The organism is Spirillospora sp. NBC_01491, assembly GCF_036227065.1.
Taxonomy (GTDB): Bacteria; Actinomycetota; Actinomycetes; order Streptosporangiales; family Streptosporangiaceae; genus Spirillospora; species Spirillospora xylanilytica.
In genome coordinates this window covers 447,948-469,646 of sequence record NZ_CP109432.1, presented here as the reverse complement: position 1 = coordinate 469,646, position 21,699 = coordinate 447,948, and the positions used below count along the sequence as shown (strand labels likewise).

32 protein-coding genes are annotated in these 21,699 nt (G+C 72.1%); 20 read left to right on the top strand and 12 right to left on the bottom strand.

What is annotated here, in order from left to right; translation table 11 throughout:
• Nucleotides 1-37 precede the first annotated feature (37 nt).
• The 9 genes from OHA34_RS02360 to OHA34_RS02320 form a co-directional block, all read right to left on the bottom strand.
• Nucleotides 38-982 (bottom strand): ABC transporter permease, encoded by a 945-nt coding sequence (locus OHA34_RS02360; protein ID WP_329520559.1) that lies wholly within the window; start codon nucleotides 980-982, stop codon nucleotides 38-40.
• 6 nt (nucleotides 983-988) lie between these two features.
• The gene (locus OHA34_RS02355; RefSeq protein WP_285943623.1) at nucleotides 989-1,951 is read right to left on the bottom strand and encodes an ABC transporter permease; all 963 of its coding nucleotides are present in this window, start codon (nucleotides 1,949-1,951) and stop codon (nucleotides 989-991) included.
• The gene (locus OHA34_RS02350) at nucleotides 1,948-3,024 is read right to left on the bottom strand and encodes an ABC transporter ATP-binding protein (RefSeq protein WP_285943624.1); all 1,077 of its coding nucleotides are present in this window, start codon (nucleotides 3,022-3,024) and stop codon (nucleotides 1,948-1,950) included. Before OHA34_RS02350 ends, OHA34_RS02355 begins: the two co-directional genes overlap by 4 nt.
• Nucleotides 3,021-4,154, bottom strand: coding sequence for an ABC transporter ATP-binding protein (locus OHA34_RS02345; protein WP_285943625.1), 1,134 nt, complete (start codon nucleotides 4,152-4,154; stop codon nucleotides 3,021-3,023). Before OHA34_RS02345 ends, OHA34_RS02350 begins: the two co-directional genes overlap by 4 nt.
• Before the next feature lie 105 nt (nucleotides 4,155-4,259).
• Nucleotides 4,260-6,038 carry an ABC transporter substrate-binding protein gene (locus OHA34_RS02340; RefSeq protein WP_329520558.1) on the bottom strand — a complete coding sequence of 593 codons (1,779 nt, stop codon included), beginning with the start codon at nucleotides 6,036-6,038 and terminating at the stop codon, nucleotides 4,260-4,262.
• 172 nt (nucleotides 6,039-6,210) lie between these two features.
• Nucleotides 6,211-6,975, bottom strand: coding sequence for an NRDE family protein (locus OHA34_RS02335; protein ID WP_329520557.1), 765 nt, complete (start codon nucleotides 6,973-6,975; stop codon nucleotides 6,211-6,213).
• Between the two features lie 85 nt (nucleotides 6,976-7,060).
• A complete protein-coding gene (locus tag OHA34_RS02330) occupies nucleotides 7,061-7,858 on the bottom strand; it encodes an SCO1664 family protein (RefSeq protein WP_285943628.1) in 798 nt (265 codons plus the stop codon).
• Nucleotides 7,859-7,906: 48 nt separating this feature from the next.
• Complete coding sequence (locus OHA34_RS02325) at nucleotides 7,907-8,458, bottom strand: DUF3090 domain-containing protein (RefSeq protein ID WP_285943629.1); 552 nt, start codon at nucleotides 8,456-8,458, stop codon at nucleotides 7,907-7,909.
• A gap of 9 nt (nucleotides 8,459-8,467) precedes the next feature.
• Nucleotides 8,468-9,169 (bottom strand): histidine phosphatase family protein, encoded by a 702-nt coding sequence (locus OHA34_RS02320; RefSeq protein ID WP_285943630.1) that lies wholly within the window; start codon nucleotides 9,167-9,169, stop codon nucleotides 8,468-8,470.
• Nucleotides 9,170-9,255: 86 nt separating this feature from the next.
• Here OHA34_RS02320 and OHA34_RS02315 point away from each other — a divergent pair, with 86 nt between their 5' ends.
• Nucleotides 9,256-10,242 (top strand): magnesium and cobalt transport protein CorA, encoded by a 987-nt coding sequence (locus OHA34_RS02315; protein ID WP_329520556.1) that lies wholly within the window; start codon nucleotides 9,256-9,258, stop codon nucleotides 10,240-10,242.
• Here OHA34_RS02315 and OHA34_RS02310 read toward each other — a convergent pair.
• The 3 genes from OHA34_RS02310 to OHA34_RS02300 all read right to left on the bottom strand — a co-directional run bounded on the left by OHA34_RS02310 (nucleotide 10,239) and on the right by OHA34_RS02300 (nucleotide 12,799).
• Nucleotides 10,239-11,612 carry a tyrosine-type recombinase/integrase gene (locus OHA34_RS02310; protein ID WP_329520555.1) on the bottom strand — a complete coding sequence of 458 codons (1,374 nt, stop codon included), beginning with the start codon at nucleotides 11,610-11,612 and terminating at the stop codon, nucleotides 10,239-10,241. The genes OHA34_RS02315 and OHA34_RS02310 overlap by 4 nt on opposite strands.
• 64 nt (nucleotides 11,613-11,676) lie before the next feature.
• Nucleotides 11,677-12,045: a hypothetical protein gene (locus OHA34_RS02305; protein ID WP_329520554.1), complete on the bottom strand. Its 369-nt coding sequence runs from the start codon at nucleotides 12,043-12,045 to the stop codon at nucleotides 11,677-11,679.
• Nucleotides 12,046-12,430: 385 nt separating this feature from the next.
• Nucleotides 12,431-12,799 carry a helix-turn-helix domain-containing protein gene (locus tag OHA34_RS02300; protein ID WP_329520553.1) on the bottom strand — a complete coding sequence of 123 codons (369 nt, stop codon included), beginning with the start codon at nucleotides 12,797-12,799 and terminating at the stop codon, nucleotides 12,431-12,433.
• A gap of 134 nt (nucleotides 12,800-12,933) precedes the next feature.
• Here OHA34_RS02300 and OHA34_RS02295 point away from each other — a divergent pair, with 134 nt between their 5' ends.
• From OHA34_RS02295 to OHA34_RS02205, 19 genes are all read left to right on the top strand, one after another.
• Nucleotides 12,934-13,158 carry a hypothetical protein gene (locus OHA34_RS02295; protein ID WP_329520552.1) on the top strand — a complete coding sequence of 75 codons (225 nt, stop codon included), beginning with the start codon at nucleotides 12,934-12,936 and terminating at the stop codon, nucleotides 13,156-13,158.
• The gene (locus tag OHA34_RS02290) at nucleotides 13,155-14,027 is read left to right on the top strand and encodes a BRO family protein (protein WP_329520551.1); all 873 of its coding nucleotides are present in this window, start codon (nucleotides 13,155-13,157) and stop codon (nucleotides 14,025-14,027) included. Before OHA34_RS02295 ends, OHA34_RS02290 begins: the two co-directional genes overlap by 4 nt.
• Nucleotides 14,027-14,230: a helix-turn-helix domain-containing protein gene (locus OHA34_RS02285; RefSeq protein ID WP_329520550.1), complete on the top strand. Its 204-nt coding sequence runs from the start codon at nucleotides 14,027-14,029 to the stop codon at nucleotides 14,228-14,230. The genes OHA34_RS02290 and OHA34_RS02285 overlap by 1 nt, the downstream gene beginning before the upstream one ends.
• A gap of 73 nt (nucleotides 14,231-14,303) precedes the next feature.
• Nucleotides 14,304-14,618, top strand: a complete 315-nt coding sequence (locus OHA34_RS02280; RefSeq protein ID WP_329520549.1) for a hypothetical protein — start codon at nucleotides 14,304-14,306, stop codon at nucleotides 14,616-14,618.
• The gene (locus OHA34_RS02275) at nucleotides 14,615-15,244 is read left to right on the top strand and encodes a DUF6292 family protein (protein ID WP_329520548.1); all 630 of its coding nucleotides are present in this window, start codon (nucleotides 14,615-14,617) and stop codon (nucleotides 15,242-15,244) included. The genes OHA34_RS02280 and OHA34_RS02275 overlap by 4 nt, the downstream gene beginning before the upstream one ends.
• The gene (locus OHA34_RS02270; RefSeq protein ID WP_329520547.1) at nucleotides 15,241-15,729 is read left to right on the top strand and encodes a hypothetical protein; all 489 of its coding nucleotides are present in this window, start codon (nucleotides 15,241-15,243) and stop codon (nucleotides 15,727-15,729) included. Before OHA34_RS02275 ends, OHA34_RS02270 begins: the two co-directional genes overlap by 4 nt.
• Nucleotides 15,726-15,968, top strand: coding sequence for a hypothetical protein (locus tag OHA34_RS02265; protein WP_329520546.1), 243 nt, complete (start codon nucleotides 15,726-15,728; stop codon nucleotides 15,966-15,968). The genes OHA34_RS02270 and OHA34_RS02265 overlap by 4 nt, the downstream gene beginning before the upstream one ends.
• Entirely contained in the window at nucleotides 15,965-16,162 is a 198-nt protein-coding gene (locus OHA34_RS02260) for a hypothetical protein (protein ID WP_329520545.1), read from the top strand. The genes OHA34_RS02265 and OHA34_RS02260 overlap by 4 nt, the downstream gene beginning before the upstream one ends.
• Complete coding sequence (locus OHA34_RS02255; RefSeq protein ID WP_329520544.1) at nucleotides 16,159-17,049, top strand: hypothetical protein; 891 nt, start codon at nucleotides 16,159-16,161, stop codon at nucleotides 17,047-17,049. The genes OHA34_RS02260 and OHA34_RS02255 overlap by 4 nt, the downstream gene beginning before the upstream one ends.
• A complete protein-coding gene (locus tag OHA34_RS02250; protein ID WP_329520543.1) occupies nucleotides 17,046-17,858 on the top strand; it encodes an ERF family protein in 813 nt (270 codons plus the stop codon). The genes OHA34_RS02255 and OHA34_RS02250 overlap by 4 nt, the downstream gene beginning before the upstream one ends.
• A complete protein-coding gene (locus OHA34_RS02245; RefSeq protein ID WP_329520542.1) occupies nucleotides 17,848-18,057 on the top strand; it encodes a hypothetical protein in 210 nt (69 codons plus the stop codon). Before OHA34_RS02250 ends, OHA34_RS02245 begins: the two co-directional genes overlap by 11 nt.
• Nucleotides 18,057-18,290 carry a hypothetical protein gene (locus OHA34_RS02240; protein WP_329520541.1) on the top strand — a complete coding sequence of 78 codons (234 nt, stop codon included), beginning with the start codon at nucleotides 18,057-18,059 and terminating at the stop codon, nucleotides 18,288-18,290. The genes OHA34_RS02245 and OHA34_RS02240 overlap by 1 nt, the downstream gene beginning before the upstream one ends.
• The gene (locus OHA34_RS02235; RefSeq protein ID WP_329520540.1) at nucleotides 18,287-18,478 is read left to right on the top strand and encodes a hypothetical protein; all 192 of its coding nucleotides are present in this window, start codon (nucleotides 18,287-18,289) and stop codon (nucleotides 18,476-18,478) included. The genes OHA34_RS02240 and OHA34_RS02235 overlap by 4 nt, the downstream gene beginning before the upstream one ends.
• Complete coding sequence (locus OHA34_RS02230; protein WP_329520539.1) at nucleotides 18,475-18,912, top strand: hypothetical protein; 438 nt, start codon at nucleotides 18,475-18,477, stop codon at nucleotides 18,910-18,912. The genes OHA34_RS02235 and OHA34_RS02230 overlap by 4 nt, the downstream gene beginning before the upstream one ends.
• Complete coding sequence (locus OHA34_RS02225) at nucleotides 18,909-19,244, top strand: hypothetical protein (RefSeq protein ID WP_329520538.1); 336 nt, start codon at nucleotides 18,909-18,911, stop codon at nucleotides 19,242-19,244. The genes OHA34_RS02230 and OHA34_RS02225 overlap by 4 nt, the downstream gene beginning before the upstream one ends.
• Nucleotides 19,241-19,627 (top strand): hypothetical protein, encoded by a 387-nt coding sequence (locus tag OHA34_RS02220; protein WP_329520537.1) that lies wholly within the window; start codon nucleotides 19,241-19,243, stop codon nucleotides 19,625-19,627. Before OHA34_RS02225 ends, OHA34_RS02220 begins: the two co-directional genes overlap by 4 nt.
• The gene (locus OHA34_RS02215; RefSeq protein WP_329520536.1) at nucleotides 19,624-20,211 is read left to right on the top strand and encodes a hypothetical protein; all 588 of its coding nucleotides are present in this window, start codon (nucleotides 19,624-19,626) and stop codon (nucleotides 20,209-20,211) included. The genes OHA34_RS02220 and OHA34_RS02215 overlap by 4 nt, the downstream gene beginning before the upstream one ends.
• The gene (locus OHA34_RS02210) at nucleotides 20,208-20,609 is read left to right on the top strand and encodes a hypothetical protein (RefSeq protein WP_329520535.1); all 402 of its coding nucleotides are present in this window, start codon (nucleotides 20,208-20,210) and stop codon (nucleotides 20,607-20,609) included. Before OHA34_RS02215 ends, OHA34_RS02210 begins: the two co-directional genes overlap by 4 nt.
• Nucleotides 20,602-21,627 (top strand): DUF6292 family protein, encoded by a 1,026-nt coding sequence (locus OHA34_RS02205; protein WP_329520534.1) that lies wholly within the window; start codon nucleotides 20,602-20,604, stop codon nucleotides 21,625-21,627. Before OHA34_RS02210 ends, OHA34_RS02205 begins: the two co-directional genes overlap by 8 nt.
• Nucleotides 21,628-21,699 lie beyond the last annotated feature (72 nt).

Below are 21,699 nucleotides of genomic sequence, written 5' to 3'. Positions count from 1 at the left end.
TTATCCATGCCCTACTCATGGCATTACGCGCAGATCCTCACGAAAGGCGGACCCGGGGGTCCAGGAAGGAGTAGCCGACGTCCACGATCAGGTTCGCGACCACCACGAACATCGTCACCATCAGGGTCACTCCGATGATCACCGGGGTGTCGCCGAGCGCGATGGACTGGTAGACCAGCTGCCCGACGCCCTGGAGGCCGAAGACCTTCTCGGTGACGATGGTCGACCCGATCAGCGCCCCGAGGTCGATGCCGAACTGGGTGACCACCGGCGTCAGCGCGGAGCGGAGCCCGTGCCGGTAGACGACCCGGCGCTCGGAGACGCCCTTGGCGCGGGCGGTGCGGATGTAGTCCTCGCCGAGCACGTCCAGCATCGCCCCGCGGGTCAGCCGGGTGTAGGTGGCGACCATCAGGAACGCCAACGCGATCCACGGCAGGATCATCCGCCGGAAGAAGTGCTCCTGGAGCGGCGGACCGGCCTCGAAGAAGTGCACGCCCGCCTCGCTGAGCTTGGTGGCGAACAGGAACAGCAGCACCAGCGCCATCACGAACGGCGGCGTGGACAGCCCGATCAGCACGAACAGCGTCGAGCTCCGGTCCCAGACGCTGCGCACCCGGGTCGCGCTGAGCACGCCGGTCGCGACGCCGCCGACGAACCAGATGACGCCCGCGCCGAAGACCAGCCACATCGTGGTGGGCAGCCGGTCGGCGATCAGGCTGGTCACCGGGGTGCCGTTGATGTAGGACTCGCCGAGGTTCCCCTGGAGGAGCCGCTTGATGAAGTCCCAGTACTGGAGCAGCACCGGCTGGTCGAGGCCGAGGTTCTGCCGGATCTGCTGCAAGGTGTCGGTGGTGGCGCGCGGCCCACCGATGACCCGCTCGACCGGGACCGGCGAGACGTTCAGGAAGACGAAGACCAGGGTCGACACCAGCCACAGCACCACGATCGCGTACAGCAGCCTGCGGATGACAAAGCGCAACATGGCGGCTCACTTCCCCCTGACGACACGGTCGCTGCGGGGGTCCAGGGCGTCCCGGATCCCGTCGCCGAGCAGGTTGAACGACAGCGTGGTCAGCAGCAGGAGCACGCCGGGCACCGCCAGCAGCCACCAGGCGGTCTGGAACACGTCGCTGCCCTCGCCGAGCATGCTGCCCCAGCTCGGCATCGGCAGCCGCACCCCGACGCCGAGGAACGACAGCGTGGCCTCGAACACGATCGAGGTCGGGATCAGCAGCGAGGTCAGCACCGTGACCTGGGCGACCAGGTTCGGCAGCACGTCCACGAACATGATCCGGACCCGGCTCGCGCCGAGCGAGCGGGCCGCCTCGATGAACTCCTTCTCCTTCAGCGACATCACCTGGCCGCGGATGATCCGGCCGAACGCCGCGAACGAGAAGAACGCGATCACCAGGATCGTCATGGTGAGGCTGGCGCCGACCGAGGAGATCTGGAAGGTGGTGGCCAGCATGATCGCCACCAGCAGGTACGGCAGCGCCAGCGTGATGTCCATCAGCCGGGCGAGCAGGGTGTCCAGCACCCCGCCGACGAACCCGGCGAGCGTGCCGACCGCCACGCCGAGCAGCGAGGCCAGCACCGCCGCGCCGATCCCGACCACCAGCGAGATCCGCGCCCCGTAGGCGGCGCGGACCAGCACGTCCCGGCCGAGTTGGTCGGCGCCCAGCCAGAAGTCGCCGCCGGGCCCCGCCGGCAGCCCGTCGGGGTTCAGGCCCGTCTTGGGGAAGGTGGCGTCGTAGGGGTGGCCGGTCCAGGACTCCCACACCGGCGCCAGCACCGCGAAGAGCACGATCAGCAGCAGCACGACGATCGAGGCGACCGCCAGCCGGTCCCGCCGGAAGCGGCGCCAGGCCAGCTGGAAGGGGCTGCGGCCCTGGACCCCGGCCTGCCCGGTGTCCACCGGGAGGGCTTCGGCCTCCAGTTCGGAGTAGCTCACTGTTCGACCTCCGGGAGGTCCGGCTCGGTGGAGACCTGGGCGATGGCGGCCTGCAGCTCGGCCAGCCGCTCGCCCGGCTCCACCGGGAAGTGGCAGGCGGTCAGATGGTCCGCCCGGTCACCCGGCCGCGACACCAGCTCCGGGTCCTCCCGCACGCACCGGGGGGCGGCCTTCGGGCAGCGCGGATGGAATCGGCAGCCGGACGGCGGGTCGATCGGGGACGGCACGTCGCCGATCAGCACGATCCGCTCGGTGCGCTCGGCCTCGTCGGGGTCGGCGACCGACGCGGCCGACAGCAGCGCGGCGGCGTAGGGGTGCCGGGGCCCGGCGTAGAGGTCCTCGCCGTCCGCGGACTCGGCGACGCGGCCCAGGTACATGACCGCCACCCGGTCGCTGACGTGCCGCACCACCGACAGGTCGTGCGCGATGAACAGGTAGGTCAGCCCGAGCTCGTCCTGGAGGTCGTTCAGCAGGTTGATCACCTGCGCCTGGATCGACACGTCCAGCGCCGACACCGGCTCGTCGCAGACGATCAGCTTCGGCCGCAGCGCCAGCGCGCGGGCGACGCCGATGCGCTGCCGCTGCCCGCCCGAGAACTCGGCCGGGAACCGGTTGTAGTGCTCGGGGTTGAGCCCGACCAGCTCCATCAGCTCCTGCACCCGCTTCTTGCGGTCGGCGCCGCTCGCGATCCCGTGGACGGCGAACGGGTCGCCGATGATCGAGCCGACCCGGCGGCGCGGGTTCAGCGACCCGTACGGGTCCTGGAAGATCATCTGGACGTCCCGGCGGAACGCCTTGAGGCCCGCCCTGGAAAGCCGGGTGATGTCGGTGCCCTCGAACAGGATCCGGCCCGCGCTCACCGGGTGCAGGCCGGTGACGCAGCGGGCGAGCGTGGACTTGCCGCAGCCCGACTCCCCCACGATCCCGAGGGTCTCGCCCCGGTGCACCCGCAGGTCGACGCCGTCGACGGCGTGCACCCGGGCGATCTCCCTCTTGAACACGATCCCCTGCTTGATGGGGAAGTGCTTGAAGACCCCCTCCACCGAGACCAGGACCTCGTCCCGCCCGCTCACCGGCCGCCCCCGTCCCCGCTCGCCCCGCCGGCGCGGCCCGGCGGGCCGCCGTCCCGTCCGTCCCCGGCCGCGCCCTCCGCACCGGCCGCGCCTTGTGCCCCGAACCTGCCCTCCGCGACGGCCGCGGCGCGGATCCGCTCGGCCTCCTCGCCGCGCCCGGCGGCCGTGCGCGGCAGCCAGCAGGCCGAGAGGTGCGCGGGGTCGTCGCCGGCCACCGGGTCCAGGGGCGGCTCGTCGGTGCGGCACCGGTCCATCACGTACGGGCAGCGGGGGTGGAACACGCACCCGGTCGGCAGGTTGATCAGGCTGGGCGGCTGGCCCGGGATCGGCTTCAACCGGCCCCCCTCACCCGCCGCGGACGGCACCGACTCCAGCAGCCCCTTGGTGTAGGGGTGGTGGTGGCGGTAGTAGAGGGTGCGGCGCCCGGCCCGCTCGGCGGGCTTGCCGCCGTACATGACCAGAACCTCGTCGGCCATGTCGGCGATCACCCCCAGATCGTGGGTGATCATGATGAGCGCGGTGTCGAACTCGCCCTGGAGCCGCCGCATCAGGTCCAGGATCTGCGCCTGGACGGTCGCGTCGAGCGCGGTCGTCGGCTCGTCCGCGATGATCAGTTTGGGGTTCAGCGCGAGCGCCATCGCGATCATCGCGCGCTGCCGCATCCCGCCGGAGAACTGGTGCGGGTAGTCGTCGACGCGGCTGGCCGGCTGCGGGATGCCGACCAGGCCGAGCATCTCGATCGCGCGCTTGCGGGCCTGCGCCCGGCCGGCGGCCGGCTCGTGCGCCCTGATCATCTCCTCGATCTGCCAGCCCACCTTGTACAGCGGGTGCAGGCTGGACAGCGGGTCCTGGAAGATCATCGCGATCTCCGCGCCGCGGATCGCGCGCATCGCCCGGCCGTCCGCGGTGAGCAGGTCGGCCCCCTCGAACAGCGCGGTGCCGCGGATCGTGGCGTCCGGGGTCAGCCGCATCAGGGTCTGGGCGGTGACGCTCTTGCCCGAGCCGGACTCGCCGACGATGCCGAGGGTGCGGCCCCGGTCCACGGCGAACGAGACGCCGCGCACCGCGCGCACCACGCCGTCGGCGGTGTTGAAGGAGACCTGGAGGCCGGTCACCTCGAGAAGACTCATCGACGCCCCTTCGCGTCAGGATCCGGAACCGCGGCGGGCCGCCGGATGGGCGGGCCGGCCGGGCGTGCCGCGCGGGCCCGCCCAGCCGGAGCCGGCCGCGACCGGCTAGGAGAGCTTGACCTGGCTGAGGTCGTAGGCCTGGTAGGACGGCAGGTACAGCGCGTTCTTCACCCGGGACGAGTGGAAGATCGGGTACTTCTGGTTCATGAAGGGCACCACCGCGGCGTCCTGCATGATCCGCCGGTCCGCGCGGGCCCACAGCGGGGCTGCCGCGGCCACGTCCTTGGCCGCCAGCGCCTGGTCGATCAGCGCGTTGACCTGGGGATCGTCGTAGCCGCCGTAGTCGGTGGAGTTGGGCCCGTACTGGCGTCCGTCGAACAGGGGCACGATGTTGGTGCGGCCGTTGTTGCCGTACCAGTCGGGGATCCAGCCGGGCGCGGCGATGTCCCACTTGCCGGCCTTGGCGTCGGCCGGCGTGACCAGCGTGGTGTTGTAGAAGGTCCCGTTGGTGTCGGGCGTCGGGTTGGCGGTGATGCCGCAGGACTTCAGGTTGGCCTGCACCGACTGCGCGATCTTCGAGTGGTTGCTGTTGGTGCGGTACGGGAACTTCAGCGTCAGCCCGCCGCCGTACCCCGCTGCGGTGAGCAGCTGCTTGCACTTGGCGGGGTCGCCGCCGTTGCCGCTGGTCGGGTAGAGGTCGAACTTCTCGTGGCCGACGCTGCGGGGCGGGATGACCTGGTTCAGCGGCTCGCTCACGTCCGGGCCGCCGTAGATCTGGATCAGCGCGGTCTTGTCGATCGCGTACTCGATCGCCTGCCGCACCGCGGGCTTGCCGAGCGCCCCGCCGTTGTTGGGGCTGAGGGTGTTGAAGACCAGGTACGGGTTGTTGGTCGACCCGTCCATGATCTTGAAGTTGGAGTTGGACTTCAGGGTCGGGATCCGCGAGGTCGGCACCGTCTGGTCCCACGACAGGTCGGCCGTGCCCTGCTCCATCTGCTGCTGGACGACGTCCGGCGAGTCCTGCCCCATGGTGATCTGGATCCGGTTCGGGTTCTGCGCCCGCAGGTCGTCGGTGTCCTGCCGCCAGGTGGGGTTCTTGTCGAGGATGTACTCCTTGTTGGGCGTGTACGAGGTGATCTGGTACGGCCCGTCGGAGATCGTGTGCTTGCGGAAGTCGGGGCTGTCGGGAATGTACTTGTCGTACTCGGCCGGCGCCGCGGCGGCGAACTGCATGCCAAGGATGTTGGTCAGGTCGGTGGCGGGCCGGTTGAGCCTGATGATCAGGGTCTTGTCGTCCTTGGCCTGGAGCCCGGCCACCGCGGTGTCGTTCTGGTACGCGGCCAGTGCGGAGGCGCTCTTGGCGTCCACCTTCGCGTAGCCCTTGCAGAAGGCGGCCATCCCGACGATGGTCTCGCTGTAGTACGCCTTGCCGCCCGACGGCTTGGCCGGGTTGCAGACCCGCTTGATCCCGCGGACGAAGTCGGCCGCCATCACCTCGCGCGCCGGGTTCGTGTTCCACTGCACGCCGTTGCGCAGCTTGATGGTGTAGGTCTTGCCGTCCGCGCTGAGCCCGCCGTTGCCGGTCGACGGGATCTCGCTCGCGACGTCCGGCCGCACCTTGATGGACTCGTCGAAGTTGTCGGACCCCTTGAAGCTGAACAGCGTCCGCGCGTAGTTGCGGGTCAGCACGCTGCTGACCGTGGTGTAGCCGCTGGACGTGTCGAGGTGGTCGACGTCGGCCGACCCGACGACCTTGAGCGTGCCGCCGCCTCCGTTGCCGTTCCCGTTCCCGCCGCCTCCGCCACCGCCACCGCAGGCGGCGAGCCCGAGGACGACCACGCCGAAGCCCGCGCCGATCGCCGCCCCCCGTCTTCCTGCTGTCATCTGCGTTCCCCCGTCTGCCTGATGACCGAATCCGCGCGCCGTCCGTGGCGGCCGTCTCGGCCCACACGAATATCGCCCTAGGTAGTCAAATTAGCACTGACAGTCAAGAGAAGGTGGTGGCAGGCTCCGACGCGCGGGGCGGTCATCGCCCGTCGCGCTCCGGCGGACGTGTTTAGAGGATCACGGTCCAGGCGGCCGGGTCCCCGGGGGCGGCGGAGAAGTCGTAGCGCACGCCGTCCGCCGACAGCGCGACGAGGCCGATCGAGGTGGTGCCCCAGACCCGGCCGCCGCCGAGGTCCAGGACCGGCAGCAGCGACCGCCGGTCGGCGCGCGGCACGCCGCCGCCGCCGAGCAGGTCGAGCCAGCCGTCCCACGCCTGCGCCGGGGAGTCCCCGCGGCCGGGGTCGGGGCGCGCGGCGGCCTCGAAGCGAGGACGGAAGTGCTCCAGGCGGGCCGCGATGTGCTCGTCCTCGGGGGCGGCCGGATCCCGGTGCTCGCCCTCCAGGCCGCTGTTGACCACGATGTGCAGCCCGGGGCCGAGCTCCCGCTCGGCCAGTTCCTCGCCGTCCCAGCTCCACAGCCGCACGTGGTCGGGCTCGGCGCCGATCAGGTGGAACGGGTCGAAGCGCGGCAGCTCCAGCTCTCCGAGCTTGCCCTCGGCGGCGACCCGGAGCGGCAGCCCGCCGCGGGAGCGGCGCCCGGCCTCCGGCGCCAGGCGGCCGTGCCCGTTGAGCACGGTGGACGCGCGGGGCGCGTCCGGATCGACCGCGAGCCAGGTGCCCCCGGCGCGCAGGTCCCGGCCCCCGACCAGGCCGGGGCGGTCCGGCCAGTGCCGGCCGGGCGGCTCCCAGGGGCGGGCGATGAACTCGTCCCGCACGCCCGCGAGCAGGACGGGAACCGGGGCTGACGGGTCGACGCTGACAATCGCCGTACACATGGCACATATTGGAACATCTCGCCGAGCATCGCGCGGCGGCGGGGGTGCTCCGGTCGTCAGGCGGCGCGGCCGGGCGGCCGGACGGTCACAGGGGCGGCCAGGGAATGGCCGGCCAGTCCTCCGGGGGGTAGGGGTGGACGCGATGCTTGAGCATCAGCTCGACCCTGCGGCGGGTGGCCTCGACCTCCTCGGCGGTGAGCAGCCCGGCCAGCCGCTCCGCCAGCGGCCCGCCGCGCAGGCCCGCGTCGACCCGGCCGAGCGCCTCGAGCGCCTCGGCGCTCAGCGGCTTGCCGCGCCACTGCCACAGCACCGTGCGCAGCTTGTAGTCGACGGAGAAGCACACCCCGTGGTCGCAGCCGTACACGTGCCCGTCGCCGGGCGGAAGCAGGTGCCCGATCTTGCGGTCGGCGTTGTTGACCACCGCGTCGAACACCGCCATCCGGCGGATGGCCTCGTCGTCGGAGCGGGACAGCCCGACCAGGTCGACGCCCGTGTCGGGCTCCACCCAGAGCTGGACCATGCCGGGGCCGTACGGGCCGTCGCGGTGCACCGTCGGGGGGACCACGCGCCAGCCCATCACGTCCGACACCGCGTACGCGGCGACCTCGCGCTCGGCGAGGGTGCCGTCGGGGAAGTCCCACAGCGGGCGCTCGCCCGCCACCGGCTTGTACACGCACGCGGCGCGCACGCCCTCGTGCTCGATGGCGCAGTAGAGCGTGGCGTTGGACGCCTGGACGAGCCGCCCCTCAACCTCCAGCCGGCCGCCGAGCAGCAGCCGCTCGGCGGCCTCGACGTCGTACGGCGAGGCGGTCCCGGCCGGCGGGGCGGCAGCCTCGGGGGGAACGTCGGCGGCGGTGGGGCGATCCCGGGAGGACTGCGTCATGAGCTCATTCTCCCGGCCGCCCGGCCCATGATCCAGCGCACCGCCATCTCAGCCCAGGTAACCGTTCTGGCGCGGGCACACATGCCCCACGGCGTCGAGCGGGAGGCCGCACAGCGGGCACGGCGGCCGGCCGGCCGCCACCACCTGGAGGGCGCGCTCGGCGAACGCGCGGGCCTGCGCGGCCGTGACCCGCACCCGCAGCACCGCGATCGCCGGGTCGTCGTCGCCGACCTCGGCGTCGCCGGACTCGCCCTCGGCGGCCTCCTGCGCCTCGATCACCACGTGCTCGTCGTCGGGGTCCCAGGCCAGCGCCATCGTGCCGACCTTGAACTCCTCCTCGACCGGCTGGTCGAGCGGGCCCTCGTCCTTCAGCTCCGACGGGGTGACCGCGGGCACCGGGGCGCTGCCGCCGCTGCGGCGCAGCACCTCGTCGAGCAGTTCCTCGAGGCGCTCGGCGAGCAGGGTGACCTGGAACTTCTCGAGGCCGACGCTGGTGATGCGGCGCCCCGACCGGGCCTGGAGGTAGAAGGCGCGGTCGCCGGGCCGCCCGACCACGCCGGCGACGAACCGGTCCGGCTGTTCATGGGAGATGACGGGCATGCCCCGACCCTACGCGCCGCCGCCGACGGCCGCGTCATCGTCTCCCCCGGCACGGTCGGCCCCGGGCGCGGGCAGCAGCCCCGCGACGTCGCCGCCGGTGTCGTTCAGCCGGACCACGAACGGGCGCAGCTCGGTGTAGCGGACGACGGTGAGCGAGGCGGGCTCGGCCTGGATGCGCTGGAACTGGTCCAGGTGCAGCCCGAGCGCGTCGGCGACGACGGCCTTGATGATGTCGCCGTGGCTGCACACCAGGTAGGCGGCGTCCGGGCCGTGCTCGGCCGCGATCCGCGCGTTCCACTCACGGACCGCGGTGACGGCGCGGTGCTGCGCGCCGGCCAGCGACTCGCCGTCCTCGCCGGGGAAGCGGGCGGCGCTCGGATGGGCCTGGACGACCCGCCACAGCGGCTCCTCGGCCAGCTCCTTCAGCGGGCGGCCGGTCCAGTCGCCGTAGTGGACCTCGCCGAACCGGTCGTCCACCTCGATCTCGCCGACGGGCCCGGCGTGTCCGGCGGCGACCGCCTCGGCGGTCTCCAGGCAGCGGTCCAGCGGGCTGGACACCACGGCGGCCAGCGGCAGCGGGGCCAGCCGGTCCGCCAGGGCGCGCACCTGGGCCCGGCCGCGCTCGTCCAGGCCCAGCCGGGGCGTCCACCCGGCCAGCATCGGCCCGGTCATCGCGGTCAATCCATGCCGAACCAGCAGAAGCGTCGTCACAGCAGGCACTCTACGAGACCGGGCGGGCGGCGGGCACGGCGGCGGATCGTCCTCTATGCTCCCCGGATGCGTCAGGATGATGTCTTGTGATCGTCGACAAGGCCATTTACTCCAAGGGCCTCCGCCGCACCATCGACGGGGACATCAGCGACGCCTTCGACGCCGCCCGCGCCGAGGCCGCCCGGAGCCAGGACGAGTGCTTCGTGTGGATCGGCCTGCACGAGCCCACCGAGGAGGAGTTCGAGCTCGTCCGCGACGAGCTCGACCTGCACCCGCTCGCCGCCGAGGACGCGGTGTCCGCGCACCAGCGGCCCAAGCTCGAGCGCTACGACGACACCCTGTTCTTCGTGCTCAAGACCCTGGACTACCACGACGAGACGTCCGACATCGAGGTCGGCGAGATCATGGTCTTCCTCGGCGGCGACTTCGTGGTGACCGTCCGGCACGGCGCGGGCAACCCGCTCGGCCCGGTCCGCGCGCGGCTCGAGCACGACCCCGGCATGCTCCGGTACGGGCCCGCCTCGGTGCTGTACGCGGTCTGCGACGAGGTCGTCGACCACTACGGCGTGGTGACCCGCGAGGTCGAGATCGACATCATCGAGCTGGAGCGGGCCGTGTTCCGGCCGGGCGGGACCGACGTCACCGAGAGCATCTACTCCCTCAAGCGCGAGGTGCTGGAGTTCCGCACCGCGCAGGACCCCCTGGTCCCGGTGCTCCAGGAGATCGTCCGGGGACGGGTCGGCGAGTGCGGCGACACCCGCGACTACTTCCGCGACGTGCTCGACCACCTGCTCCGCGTCGACGGGCAGGTCGACGCGCACAACGAGCTACTCAACAGCGTCCTGACCGCGCATCTGGCGCTCATGGGCAAGCAGCAGAACGAGGACATGCGGAAGATCTCGGCGTGGGCGGCGATCATCGCAGTGCCGACCGCGTTCGCCGGGATCTACGGGATGAACTTCAAGCACATGCCCGAGCTGGACTGGACGCTCGGGTACCCGCTGGTCATGGTGGCCATCGCGATCGTCTGCGCCCTGCTGTTCCGCCGCCTCCGCAAGAGCGGCTGGCTCTAGGAGCGCGCCACCAGGGCCAGGTTCCCGACCCCAGGAATCTGGGGCAAGGGCACATCGAGGGCACTCTGTCCGGCGCCGGGCGCCCCCGCCGCGGCGTAGAAGGCGTTGATCGCCAGCCGTCCACGGTCGGCCACATCCGGGATGAAGTGACCGTACTTACGCATCGTGAAAGCCGGATCGGCATGCCCCAGCCAGGCGGCGAGCTTCAGGATGTCCACCAGCGCGGCCAACATCACCGAGGCGTAGGTGTGCCGCAGGATGTGCATCCCGTTCTCCGGAGTGGGCTCGGCGCCGGCGGCGTCGCGCGCATCCCGCCAGATGTAGCCGAAGCACTGCCGGTGGTAGGGCAACCCGCGCGGCCGGACGAACAGCATCGGCACGGTCATCAGCTTGCGGGAGGTCGGCGATCCCCACGGCAGGGTGACCTTGACCGGCGGCGTCTTCTCCAGGCGCACCTGGAGGCGCTCGGCGACCGCCGTCGATAGTGGGACCTCGCGTTCCTTGTTGTACTTGGGCGGCGCGAACGCCAGACCGGACGGCTGCCCCTCCTGCTCGGAGAACCACTTCACCTGCCGCCGCACCTGGAGGGTCTGGCCGTCGAAGTCGTCGGACCCGACGCCGAAGATCTCCCCTTGGCGCAGCCCGCCGCCGACACCGAGGTCCACCATCTCCTCCAGGCCGCGCTCGCCGAGCTTCTCGCGCGCGGCTTCGACCATGGCCTGGGTCCACGGGGTGATGATGGTCTTGGTCGGCGTTGGCAGCCGCAGCGACTTGACCTTGGTGGGGTTGCGGATCGGCATACCGTTGTCGATGGCCGCGACGAAGATCGAGGACAGCATGTCCACGATCTGGAGGATGTAGTTCGCGCCGAGCCCCTTGCCCTCCAGCTCCTTGATCCACGCCTGGATGATGCCCGGCTGCTGAGCCAGGGCGAGCAGGGTCCTAGACGCGAGCAGCGAGTTGTCACCGTAGATGTGGGTGAGCTTGCGGTCGTAGTTCTCCAGGCTGGAGGGGTTGGCGACGAGGCTGGTCCGCCATGCTTCCCCGAACGCCTTGAGCGTCTGCCTGGCGCGCTCGGGTGCCACGTAGCTCCCAGCGTCCAGGTCATGGTTGACCTTCGCGTCGAACGCGCTGGCATGCTGCTCCGGGTCGTCCCCGTCACGCTCGGCGAAGTTGCGCTTGAGTTGGTTGTCGTTGTCGTCGCGGTACCGGACCTGCCAGCGCGGCAGGTCCGGGAGTCGCTTGCCTCGCTTGTTCAGGCGGCCCGGGTGGTCCGCGCTCGGGTAGAGCTTGTGCTTCCCTCGCCCGCAGCGGCACGGCGTGGCGTCGTCAGTTGGATGGGATAGGTGCCACCGGTCGTAGATGGCCATGCTGCTCCTTGGGGGTCGATGCGCCGCCCCGGCCGGGAGCTGGGCCGGGGCAGCGCGGGTTTGGTCAGCCGCTGCGGCGGCGGTGGGCGAGCTCGTCCGCGAACAGGTCGCCGATGCGCGCGGCCATTTGCCGCTCGCGCATCTCGACCGAGTCGAGCCGTTCTGCGAGCCCTGCGGTCGCGCGGTCCTGTTCATCATGCTGGACGGCGATGCTGCGCAGGGTCGTCAGCGCGATGTCGAGCGTCCCCGCGTACACGCCGATGCAAATGCCGACGATGAGTGCGGCGAGCCCCAGGTTGTACTGGGCGCCGGACTCGCCGTCCGCCGCGACGGTCACCGCGATGCCGACGGTCACCGCGATGGCGGCGCCCGCGAGTGCCCCGCGATGCTTGAGCCGGAGGAGGGGCAACGGATCCGCCCCGTCCTCAACCATGTGATCCTGAGACACGAGATCCCCTTTCGCGATTCTGAACTTCCGGGGGGGGGGTGTGCTCTCGTTGAGTCTTTTAGCGGGGAGCGCGTGCGGGGAAGCAGCGACAGCAACGAGCGTCGGGGTTTCCGGTCTCGCGGGTAGCCGGAACTGGAGCGCCCATTATGTAGCGGAGAGTCAGGGATAGGTAACCCGGCGCCGTTTTGACGATCTTCGCTATATGAAAAACAGCGACTTGACGCAACGTCCTGCCTGGTCAGCACCAACAACCATTGAGAAGCTCGGGACTCAGAATCGATTCCGGTCAGCCTTTTGAGTCGACCGAAACAAGGAAATAAGCACTCGCCCTACGGTGCGGCGGAAATTTTCCTACGGGACCGATATCCCGCTATCCCGCGTCGCGGTCGCCCCAGGTTTCCAGCAACTCCCGGAGCACAGGACCCCGATGGGGGTCATGCTTCCACTCCTCATAGAGACGGTCGAGCCGCGCGAACTCGTCCTCCCCTTCCCGCCGGTCGGGGACGACTGGCGTGGGCTGACCGCCACCGAGGATCGCGTCGACGCTACCTGGAGCCCACTGGAGCGCGGTCTCGATACCCCGTGCCGTGTGCGGGCTGGGTCGATACTCGCCGCGGCGGATGGCGCCAAGCGCCGACGTCGTGACGCCGGCGTCATCGGCGATGTTGACCCATCGCTTCTTCAACTCCAGACCGCGTTCTTGCATCGCCTGGTCGAGCCGCTCGTGAGGCTCTGACATGGGGAACGTCCTTCCCGTCAGCTACTTGCGCAGAATATCGCAAGGAAACACAAGCGGCCGAACCAACCACCATGGCATGCAAGTGACGGCAACCTACCCTTGAACTTGCTGCTTCTTGTGGTAGCTTGTCGCTCATGGAACAAGGAACCACAACCCCCGTCCAGCGGGCGCGGCTGACGCTGGGGCTGACCCTTCTGGAGGTGGCAGCCGAGTGCACCAGGCGCGGCGCGCCCGTCTCCGAGGGCCAGATGAGCCGCATCGACCGCGGGCAGCAGGTCCCCCGGCCGAAGCTGCGTGCCGTCCTCGCAGCAGTGCTTGACCTGGACGTCGTCGCCGACTTCGAGGCGAGGTCCGCATGAGCCCCACCCCGAAGCGGCAGAACGAGGTCCGCTGTCCGCACTGCGGCACCCTCAACGACGCGAGTCGCACCCAGTGCATCTCGTGCAAGAGCCCGATGGGCCTGGCCGTCCAGCCGTTCGAGTTCCCGGCTACCGGCCAGGCCGTCCGCACGGTGCTCCGCGACGACGGCGAGCCGTGGTTCGTCGCCGCCGACGTGTGCGCGGTGCTCGCGATCCGCAACAACCGGGACGCGCTCACCGCGCTGGACGACGACGAGAAGGGGGTCGCTACTACCGACACCCCCGGCGGCGAGCAGCAAGTGTCGGTCGTCAACGAGCCGGGCCTCTACTCGCTTATCCTCCGCTCCCGCAAGCCGGAGGCGAAGGCGTTCAAGCGGTGGATCACCCACGACGTCCTCCCCGCGCTCCGCAAGGGCGGCACCTACTCGGTCGAGTCCCGCGAGCTGACCCGCCGGGACCTCGCCCGCATGGTGATCGAGGAGGCCGACCGCGCGGACCAGGCCGAGCAGCGCGCCGCCGAGCTCGCCCCGGCCGCCGCCGCATGGGACAACCTCGGCCAAGCCGCCGGCGACTACTCCGTCCGCGAGGCCGCCCAGATCCTCGACCGCGACCCCACTATCTCGACCGGGCAGAACCGCCTGTTCTCCACCCTGCGCGAACTGCGCTGGGTCGACGGCGGAGGCCAGCCCTACCAGTCGCACGTCGACGCCGGCCGCATCGGGTGCCGTCCGACCTCCTACACCCACCCGCACAGCGGCGAGCCCGTCCTGTCCAGCCAGATCCGCATCACCGTCAAGGGGCTGAAGGTCCTTCGTCGTCACCTCGGCGGCGGCGGGCAGCTCAGCGTGATCGAAGGCGGGGCCGCCTGATGGCCGCGACGACGACCGACCGCCGGGGCCTGGCCCGCACCGCCGAAGCCGCCGAGTACCTCGGGCGCAGCGTCGGCACCCTCGCGAACTGGCGGAGCGCCGGCACCGGCCCGCGCTTCTCCGGCCGCGGCCACGGCGTCCGCTACCGCTGGGCCGACCTCGACGCCTGGATCACCGAGAACACCCACACCGGCACCCGCTAACGCAGATGGCCCCCGCCGCGCACACGACGAGGGCCCGCGGAGCAATCCGCGCTCAACAGCATAGGAGCAATTCGTGACCTTCTCCCCCCTGGCGATCGCCTTCGGGCTCGCCATCGTCGTCGGCCTCACGGGCCTGATGACGCTCTACTGCGGGCGCCTCGTCGCTGGCACCGCGGTCGCGGCCCTCGGGTTCGCCGCCGGCGCCGTCGTCGCCGCCACCGGCTTCGGCTGGTTGCTGGCCGCCGCGATGCTCACCACCGCCGGCGTCATGGCCGCGCTCCTGATCTCGTCCCTGCGCCTGGTGGCCCGCACCACCGGACCGCCCCCCGCCGCCCCGTCCCGCACCGCGACCACCCAGCCCATCACCACCGGACGGAGCGCCCGATGACCAGCCCCACCACCCGGCAGCCGCTGCCGGAGCTGATGACCCGCCAGGAGGTCGCGGACGCGTTCCGCGTCCACCGCGCGACCGTGGCGAACTGGGTCCGCCGCGGCCTGCTCGACGTGACCGCTACCCCCGGCGGCGCGCCCCGCTACTACGCCGCGCAGGTTCGGGAGCTGCTGCACCCTGACCTGGAGGTGGTCGACGAGGCGGACCCGGCCGGTGACCCGCTCGGCGCATACGTCGCCGACGTCGCCCGCGCGGTCCGGCACGCCGGGATCAGCGTCGGCGACTACGGCATCGCGACCGCGGCGCCCCCGGCGGGCGCGTGGATCGAGATCGGGCCGGGCTACGTCCGCAGTAGCCCCCGTCTGGCGTGGGACGCGGAGGCGGGCTGGTCGGCCGGCTGGGAGGACCCGCACGCGCCGGGCGAGGTCGAGGGCCGCCGCTGGTTCGGGCTCGGTCAGGCGGTCGCGGCCCCGGCCGACGTCGCGGAGGCGGTGACCCGCTGGCTGGCGGACCCGACCGGGTTCCCCACCGCCCCGCCCGCCTACGACCCGGCCGGGCTGGGCGAGGCGCTCCGCCCCTACGACCCGCGCGCCGAGCTCGCGCAGGACGGCGGTGCGCTGTGACGGAGTACACGCCGCAGACCGCGCTCGACCACGACGAGCTGGCCGAGGCCATCGCCGGACTGACCGACGCCGAGTGCCGCCGGGCGCTGACCGCGATGCGCGGTCGCCTGTACTGGGCGGACAACGGGCAGGCGCGGGCGCTGCTGTCCAACTCGATCGCCGCGGCGCGCATCGACCAGTCGGCGAGCTTCCCGCCCCCGGCGAGGCCGCTGACCGGCGTCGAGCCGGCCGCCGTCTGCGAGCTGGCCGAGGCGATCCGCGACGCGCTTACCGCGCCAGTCGCTGCCGGTGGCGGCTACGAGGCAGAGGACCGGCTGACGGCGAGCCGGGCCGCGCACGTCTGCGGAGCCCTCCAGGGGCTGGCGACCGCCGGGGTCGAGCACCTGGCGAGCGCGACCACGACGATCGCGCGGGCCGCCGAGGTGGTCCCGGCGACGTACCCGCTGGCCGGGGCCGACGGCGACGCCGCGGGCGGTGAGTCGTGACCGCCCGCATCGCGGACCAGGCACCGCCGGACACCGCGCGCCGCCACCTGCTCGTCCTCGCCCACCGGCAGGTCGCGCACCTGTGGATGTCGACTGAGGACGAGGTGGCGCTGGCGTCCGTCATCACCGACCGGTTCGAGCGCGACCGCGCGTTCCGTGGCCTGTGCGACGCGGTTCGGCGAGCCGACCACGACGCCGCCGAGACCGCCCTCGACCTGCTGACGGGGGTGACCCGGTGACGCTCGACGAGATCACCGAGATGGTCTCCGACTGCCGCGCCGACGGGCTCATCACCTTCGAGGCCGCCGTCGGCATCCTCGCCGACGCGACCGGGCTCGGCCGGCCGATCGCCGCCGCCCTGCTCATCGCGGACCATGCGCGGCTCGACGACTGGAGGTCGCTCGACGGGTGGCGCCGCTGGGAGGAGTCGTGACCGCCCACCCCCGTCCCGTCCAGGAGGCCCACCCCATGAAGATCGTCCGCACCGACAACGCCCGGGGCCACTCGTACACCGACACCGAGACCGACGACCGGGTGCCGGGCGTCACCACGATCCTGGGCGATGGCCTGCCGAAGAAGGCCCTGATCAACTGGGCCGGGAACGCGACCGCCGACTACGCCATCGACCACTGGGACGAGCTGTCCGAGCTCGCGCCGTCGGCACGGCTGAAGAAGCTGAAGGGCGGCCGGTACGAGTCCAGGGACGAGGCCGCCAACCGCGGCACGCAGGTCCACAAGATGGGCGAGCGGCTGATCAACGGCGAGAGCGTGGTCGTGCCCGACCTGCTGCGCCCCTACGTCGACAGCTACGTGCGGTTCTTGGACGAGTTCCAGCTCCGCGCCCGCCACGTCGAGGCCCTCGTCTACTCCGAGACCCACCGCTACGTCGGCACCCTCGACATCGTCGGCGACATCCTCCTGCCGGACATGCCGGAGTACGACCACCTGGAGCGCGACGAGGACGGCTTCGTCTGCGACGCGCTCATCGACGCCAAGACCACCCGCAGCGGGATCTTCGGCGAGACGGCATTGCAGCTCGCCGGCTACCGGTTTGCCGAGTTCATGCAGCCCGACCCGCGCGACCCGGAGTCGGCGTTCCCGATGCCGAAGATCGCGTGGACCGGGGCGCTGTGGATCCGCCCGAACGGCTACTCGCTGATCCCGGTGACCGCCGGCGCCGAGCAGCACCGGGCGTTCCTGTACGCGCAGCAGGTGGGGATCTTCGACAAGGGTGCGCGCGACCTGATCGGCGAGGCGATCGAGCCGCCGACCGCGTCGCGGTACGTGCTGGCCAAGGCCGACGAGGAGGACGGCCGATGAGCGAGCCGACCCCGGCGCTGGCCGCGGCCCTGGCCAAGGTACAAGCCAAGCTGCCTGACTTGGAGCGCGACCGCACCGTCACGGTCGAGACGAAGCGGGGCGAGCCGTACTCCTACAGCTACGCCACCCTCGCCAACCTGTCCAAGGTTGCCCTGCCCCTGCTCGCCGAGCACGGCCTGAGCTTCGTGGCCATGCCCGGCGCCGGGTCTGACGGGAAGATGGCCGTCCGCTACAGCCTGATGCACGAGTCCGGGGAGTCGCTAACCGGGGAGTTCCCGATCTCCGGCGAGGGTGGCATCCAGGTGATCGGCGGCCGGATCACCTACGCCCGCCGCTACTGCCTGGCGGCCGTCGTCGGTCTCGCCGCTGACGAAGACGACGAGTCCCGGCTGGCCGATGACGGTCCTCGTCCCGCCCAGCGGAAGGCGCAGCGGTCGCCGCGGGGATCGGCGGCACAGCAGGGCGCGGCGACCACCCGGCGATCCACGCCCCCGCCGGCGTCCGCGCCGCCGCTGCCCGGCGAGCAGCCCGCGGGCGACGGTGTCACCGCGCCCCAGCTCACGAAGATCGCGACGGCGTTCGGGTCGATCGGCTGGAACGACCGTGACGACAAGCTGCGCGCGGCCTCGACGATCGTCGGCCGGCCGCTGGAGTCCTCCAAGGAGCTGAGCAAGGCCGAGGCGCACACGCTGATCGAGACGCTGGAGATGGTCGCCTCGGGCCCGGATCCGGCGGACAAGCTGACCGAACTCGTGTCCGCCGTGCGCGAGCGCGAGGTCACCGAGGGCGGTGGCGACCGTGGCCAGTAGCTACGAGCGCCGCGAGCGCACCTTCATCCGCACCGAGTACGTCATCCGGTCCGGGTCGGTCTGGCAGGAGCTGCGCGCCGCACTCGACGCGATCCACCGCGAGCTCGGCGAGGCCGCCGCCCGCTGGGACACCGCCGCCACCGTCGAGTCCCGCGACGACGAGATCGTCATCTGGCACGAGCGCGAGGTGACGGAGTGATGGACTACGCCACCCACTACGCCCGCGCCGTCGAGCTGGCCGACCTCGCCGACAAGGCGTACGCGATGGGCGGCGAGGAGATGCTGCACCGCGCCGAGGTCCTCGCCGGGATGTCCCGGGCGCGCGGCCAGCTCGCGTGGGTCGCCTACATGGGTGTGGACGCGCTGGCCGCCGAGCAGCTCGCCGAGGACGACCCGGCCGCGCCGGTCCGCCCGCTGCGGAGCACGCCGTGATCGCCGCCGTCCGGGCGCTGGCCCGCCTGCTGCTCGGGCCGACCGACCCGCACCAGTGCATCGCCTGCGCGTGGTTCACCCGGCGGCTGACCCCCGAGCAGCGCGCCCAGGTCCGCGCCGGGCACGCGCCCCGCTGCCCGTGGTGCGGCGGGCGCGTGTTCAACGTCCCGGCGCGAGGTGCTTCGTGACCCGTGTCGAGAGCCGCGAGGAGACCGCCCTCCGCACCGCGCTGGCCGACCTCGCCGAGGTCCTCGCCGCGCCCGGCACGGACGCGCTCCGTGCCATCCGAGACCTCTTCACCAGCAAGAACGGCGCCCCGGGCTGGAACCCCGGGACGCCGAACCGAACGGCCGTCTACCTGAAGGGACACACGGCCATGAGCATCATCCATCACGAGGACGCCTCGCTGTACGGCAAGGGCGTCATCCACCACCCGCTCTCGGGCAGGCCGGAGTTCAAGGGCCTGGTCGACGGCGCCGACGGGCCCGCCGTCCGCATCCAGGACGGCGACCTCGTCCTCACCATCGACTCCGTCGACACGCTGCTGCGGTGGCGCGAGGTGTTCCGCCTCGCCGCCGTCCAGTTGGAGCGGCACATCGCCGCCACCGGCGGTGCCGCATGAACGTGGACAAGCGGCTACACACCGCCGCCCAGGTGCTGATGACGCTGGTCACGCGGGCGGACCTGCCGCCGATCTGTACATGGCGGATGGACGACACCGACGGGCTGAGCGGCCAGCTCGCCGCCGCCGACGACACCGCGGTGCTCCACGACCTCGCAGCCGCCGCGCGCTCTCTCGGCACGCCGGGCGAACCGCTGGAGATCCAGCGCAAGGCGTATGACGCCCACCCTGACAGCACCCGCGTGTGGGTGACCGCACAGGTTGACGGCGTCGAGGTCGAGATCTGGTCCGCCATCCGCACGACCTCGCTGCCCGAGGGCGGTGCGGCATGACCCCCGTCGACGAGCTGCGCGCCGCCGCGACCCGGCTGCGCGAGACCGCCGCCAAGGCCACGCCCGGCCCATGGAAGACGAAGGGGTTCGGAGAATTCGGGTGGCTGGTCGTGGACGCCAACCCCGCCGGAAGGTTCTCCGTCGAGACCGAGGACAACGAGCACGGCAGGGCCGACGCCGTGTGGATCGCGCTGGCGTCCCCGGTGCTCGCCGAGCCGCTCGCCGACTGGCTGGAGCAGTGCGCCAACGACCTCGCCGGTGCGGAGCGCACGGCAGCGAAGTGGCCCGGCGACTTCAGCGACCCGCTCGACATATGCGACGAGCCCGACTCGGTTCGCCGCGCCCTCACCCTCGCCCGCGCCGTCAACCGAGGTGCCAAATGACCGAACAGCCGATGGAGCGGACCCCCTACCTACGCGACGGGCTGCTCGCCCTCGCCTCCGACCTCCGCCAGCGCGCCAAGGGCGAGACCGCGATCCAGAACGACGAGGAGTTCAAGGTCCGCGCACGCACCGCCGAGATCGCCGAGCTCGACCAGGCCGAGGAGGCGGTCCTCGCCGAGCTGGCCGAGATGCAGCGCCGCCTGGACCAGGTCCGCGCGACCCGCGCCGAGTCGCGCGAGCTGCTGGCCGACGCCGAGGCGCGCGCGCTGCTCGCCGGGGGCGCGGCCGGCCGGATGGTGAACGACGCGGTGTGGGCCGAGAAGCAGGCCGCCGCGCGCCAGGTGCCGGACGAGCCGTCCCCGGCCGCCGAGCCGCCGTCCCCGGCCAGGCCGCCCGTCCCCGATACCTCCGGCTCGACCGGCATGCACTCGTTGCCGACCCGCGTCGACGGGTCGGCCGCCCCGCCGCCGCCGGGCGTGCTGATCGCTCGGACGCTGACCGGGCTCAGGCGCCTCGGTGACCCGCTCGCCACCGGCGTCGACGCCCCGGACCCCGACGACACCCCCGAGGAGACGACCCGATGACGTTCCAGCCCGGCGAGATCGTCGACATCACCATCAAGGGCGTCCGCGTCATCGAGACCTTCCGCCACGTCGCCGGCAAGGGCGACGACCTCCGCTTCGAGTACGAGACCCCGTCCTACGTGGCGTGGCCGGGCGCGGTCTGGGCCCAGGCCCCGGGCGTCACCGTCGAGCGCGTCGCCCCGGACGAGTGGCCGCCCCGCACCGGCGACCTGTGGCGCGACGGCGGCGGCGATCTTTGGTTCGCCGTGACCGACGGCGGCGGCCGTGTCTCCGGCCTGGTGTTCGTCATGCCCTCGGAGGACGGCGTCCCGTCCGACCCGGACCGCGTCAACCGCGACCACGGCCCGCTGACGCTCGTGCACCGCGAGGACGAGCAGGACGGGGCGGACCGTGGCTGACACCGAGATCACCCCCGAGGCCGCCGAGGGCTACCTCGCCGCCGTCGCCGACCACCTGGAGGCCAAGGGCTACAGCCTGTCGAACGGCACGTACACGTTCGACGGCGACGAGGTCCTCGGCGGCGCGATCACCCTGCTGAACGCCCTGCCCGACGGGGAGCACCTGCGCCTCATCTGGACCGAGCAGGACGGCTGGTCCGCCGGGTACCCGAGCGAGACCGGCGGCACCGACTGCTTGACCGAGCTGCTGCTCGACCTCGCCCCCGACCTCCGGGAGGTCGCGTCCGCGGTTCGGGCCATCGTCCGGAGCGGACGCCTGGAGTCCGGCGTGTCCGAGGACGCCCCCGCGGCCGGGCCGGACCATCTGGCCACCTACGAACCGCGCGCCGCCGAGCTGGTCCAGGCCGCGGCCGACGTGTACGCCGCCCAGGCGGCGCGCCTCCAGGGCCGGCAGGCGCGGCCCGCGCCGCCCGACGGTGTGCTGGTCAGCCACGTCCGGCCGATCGTCGCGACGGTCTGGCACCGGGTGCGCGAGGACCTGGCCGAGGTCGAGCGGCTCCGCGCCGACGCCAAGCACTGGCACGACACCTACCAGCAAGCCATGAACGCCAACGACGAGTTCCTCGGCTACCTGCTCGACCTGCTGCCCGGCGCCACCGAGACCGGTATGGACGCGGGCGACCAGATCCCGCGCGCCATCGAGGCTCTCCGCGCCGAGCGGGACCGGCTCCGGATCGCGTGGGAGTCAGCCCGGCAGGGTCGCCGCTCCGCTCGGATCCTCGTGCGGGAGCTGCTCGGCAACCTCCGCAAGGAGCGGGTCCGGGCGGCGCGGCAAGACACCGACCTGACCGCCCGCCTCCACCACGCGCAGTCCGAGGCGGCCGAGCTACGCCGCCGCCTCGAGGACGTCCGCCGGACGGTCGCCGAGCTGCACGACTTCAACAGCCCCGAGGGCGACCACGTCGACGGTTGCCCCGGCTGCCGCCTGGAGCACGAGATCGGGGAGCCCACCCCGTGATCTCGCTGCCCGTACTGCTCCTCGCCGCCGCCCTGGTCGCCGCCGCATACGCGGTGGTCCGGGCGGCGGCGG

Excerpts from the sequence above, each read along its gene's own strand:
- OHA34_RS02290 (WP_329520551.1), top strand. The coding sequence starts at position 13,155 with ATGAGCCCCACCCCGAAGCGGCAGAACGAGGTCCGCTGTCCGCACTGC.
- OHA34_RS02220 (WP_329520537.1), top strand. The coding sequence starts at position 19,241 with ATGACCCCCGTCGACGAGCTGCGCGCCGCCGCGACCCGGCTGCGCGAG.
- OHA34_RS02330 (WP_285943628.1), bottom strand. The coding sequence starts at position 7,858 with ATGACGCAGTCCTCCCGGGATCGCCCCACCGCCGCCGACGTTCCCCCC.
- OHA34_RS02215 (WP_329520536.1), top strand. The coding sequence starts at position 19,624 with ATGACCGAACAGCCGATGGAGCGGACCCCCTACCTACGCGACGGGCTG.
- OHA34_RS02240 (WP_329520541.1), top strand. The coding sequence starts at position 18,057 with ATGGACTACGCCACCCACTACGCCCGCGCCGTCGAGCTGGCCGACCTC.
- OHA34_RS02305 (WP_329520554.1), bottom strand. The coding sequence starts at position 12,045 with ATGGTTGAGGACGGGGCGGATCCGTTGCCCCTCCTCCGGCTCAAGCAT.
- OHA34_RS02360 (WP_329520559.1), bottom strand. The coding sequence starts at position 982 with ATGTTGCGCTTTGTCATCCGCAGGCTGCTGTACGCGATCGTGGTGCTG.
- OHA34_RS02325 (WP_285943629.1), bottom strand. The coding sequence starts at position 8,458 with ATGCCCGTCATCTCCCATGAACAGCCGGACCGGTTCGTCGCCGGCGTG.
- OHA34_RS02300 (WP_329520553.1), bottom strand. The coding sequence starts at position 12,799 with ATGTCAGAGCCTCACGAGCGGCTCGACCAGGCGATGCAAGAACGCGGT.
- OHA34_RS02225 (WP_329520538.1), top strand. The coding sequence starts at position 18,909 with ATGAACGTGGACAAGCGGCTACACACCGCCGCCCAGGTGCTGATGACG.
- OHA34_RS02295 (WP_329520552.1), top strand. The coding sequence starts at position 12,934 with ATGGAACAAGGAACCACAACCCCCGTCCAGCGGGCGCGGCTGACGCTG.
- OHA34_RS02335 (WP_329520557.1), bottom strand. The coding sequence starts at position 6,975 with ATGTGTACGGCGATTGTCAGCGTCGACCCGTCAGCCCCGGTTCCCGTC.
- OHA34_RS02275 (WP_329520548.1), top strand. The coding sequence starts at position 14,615 with ATGACCAGCCCCACCACCCGGCAGCCGCTGCCGGAGCTGATGACCCGC.
- OHA34_RS02310 (WP_329520555.1), bottom strand. The coding sequence starts at position 11,612 with ATGGCCATCTACGACCGGTGGCACCTATCCCATCCAACTGACGACGCC.
- OHA34_RS02345 (WP_285943625.1), bottom strand. The coding sequence starts at position 4,154 with ATGAGTCTTCTCGAGGTGACCGGCCTCCAGGTCTCCTTCAACACCGCC.
- OHA34_RS02210 (WP_329520535.1), top strand. The coding sequence starts at position 20,208 with ATGACGTTCCAGCCCGGCGAGATCGTCGACATCACCATCAAGGGCGTC.
- OHA34_RS02340 (WP_329520558.1), bottom strand. The coding sequence starts at position 6,038 with ATGACAGCAGGAAGACGGGGGGCGGCGATCGGCGCGGGCTTCGGCGTG.
- OHA34_RS02285 (WP_329520550.1), top strand. The coding sequence starts at position 14,027 with ATGGCCGCGACGACGACCGACCGCCGGGGCCTGGCCCGCACCGCCGAA.
- OHA34_RS02250 (WP_329520543.1), top strand. The coding sequence starts at position 17,046 with ATGAGCGAGCCGACCCCGGCGCTGGCCGCGGCCCTGGCCAAGGTACAA.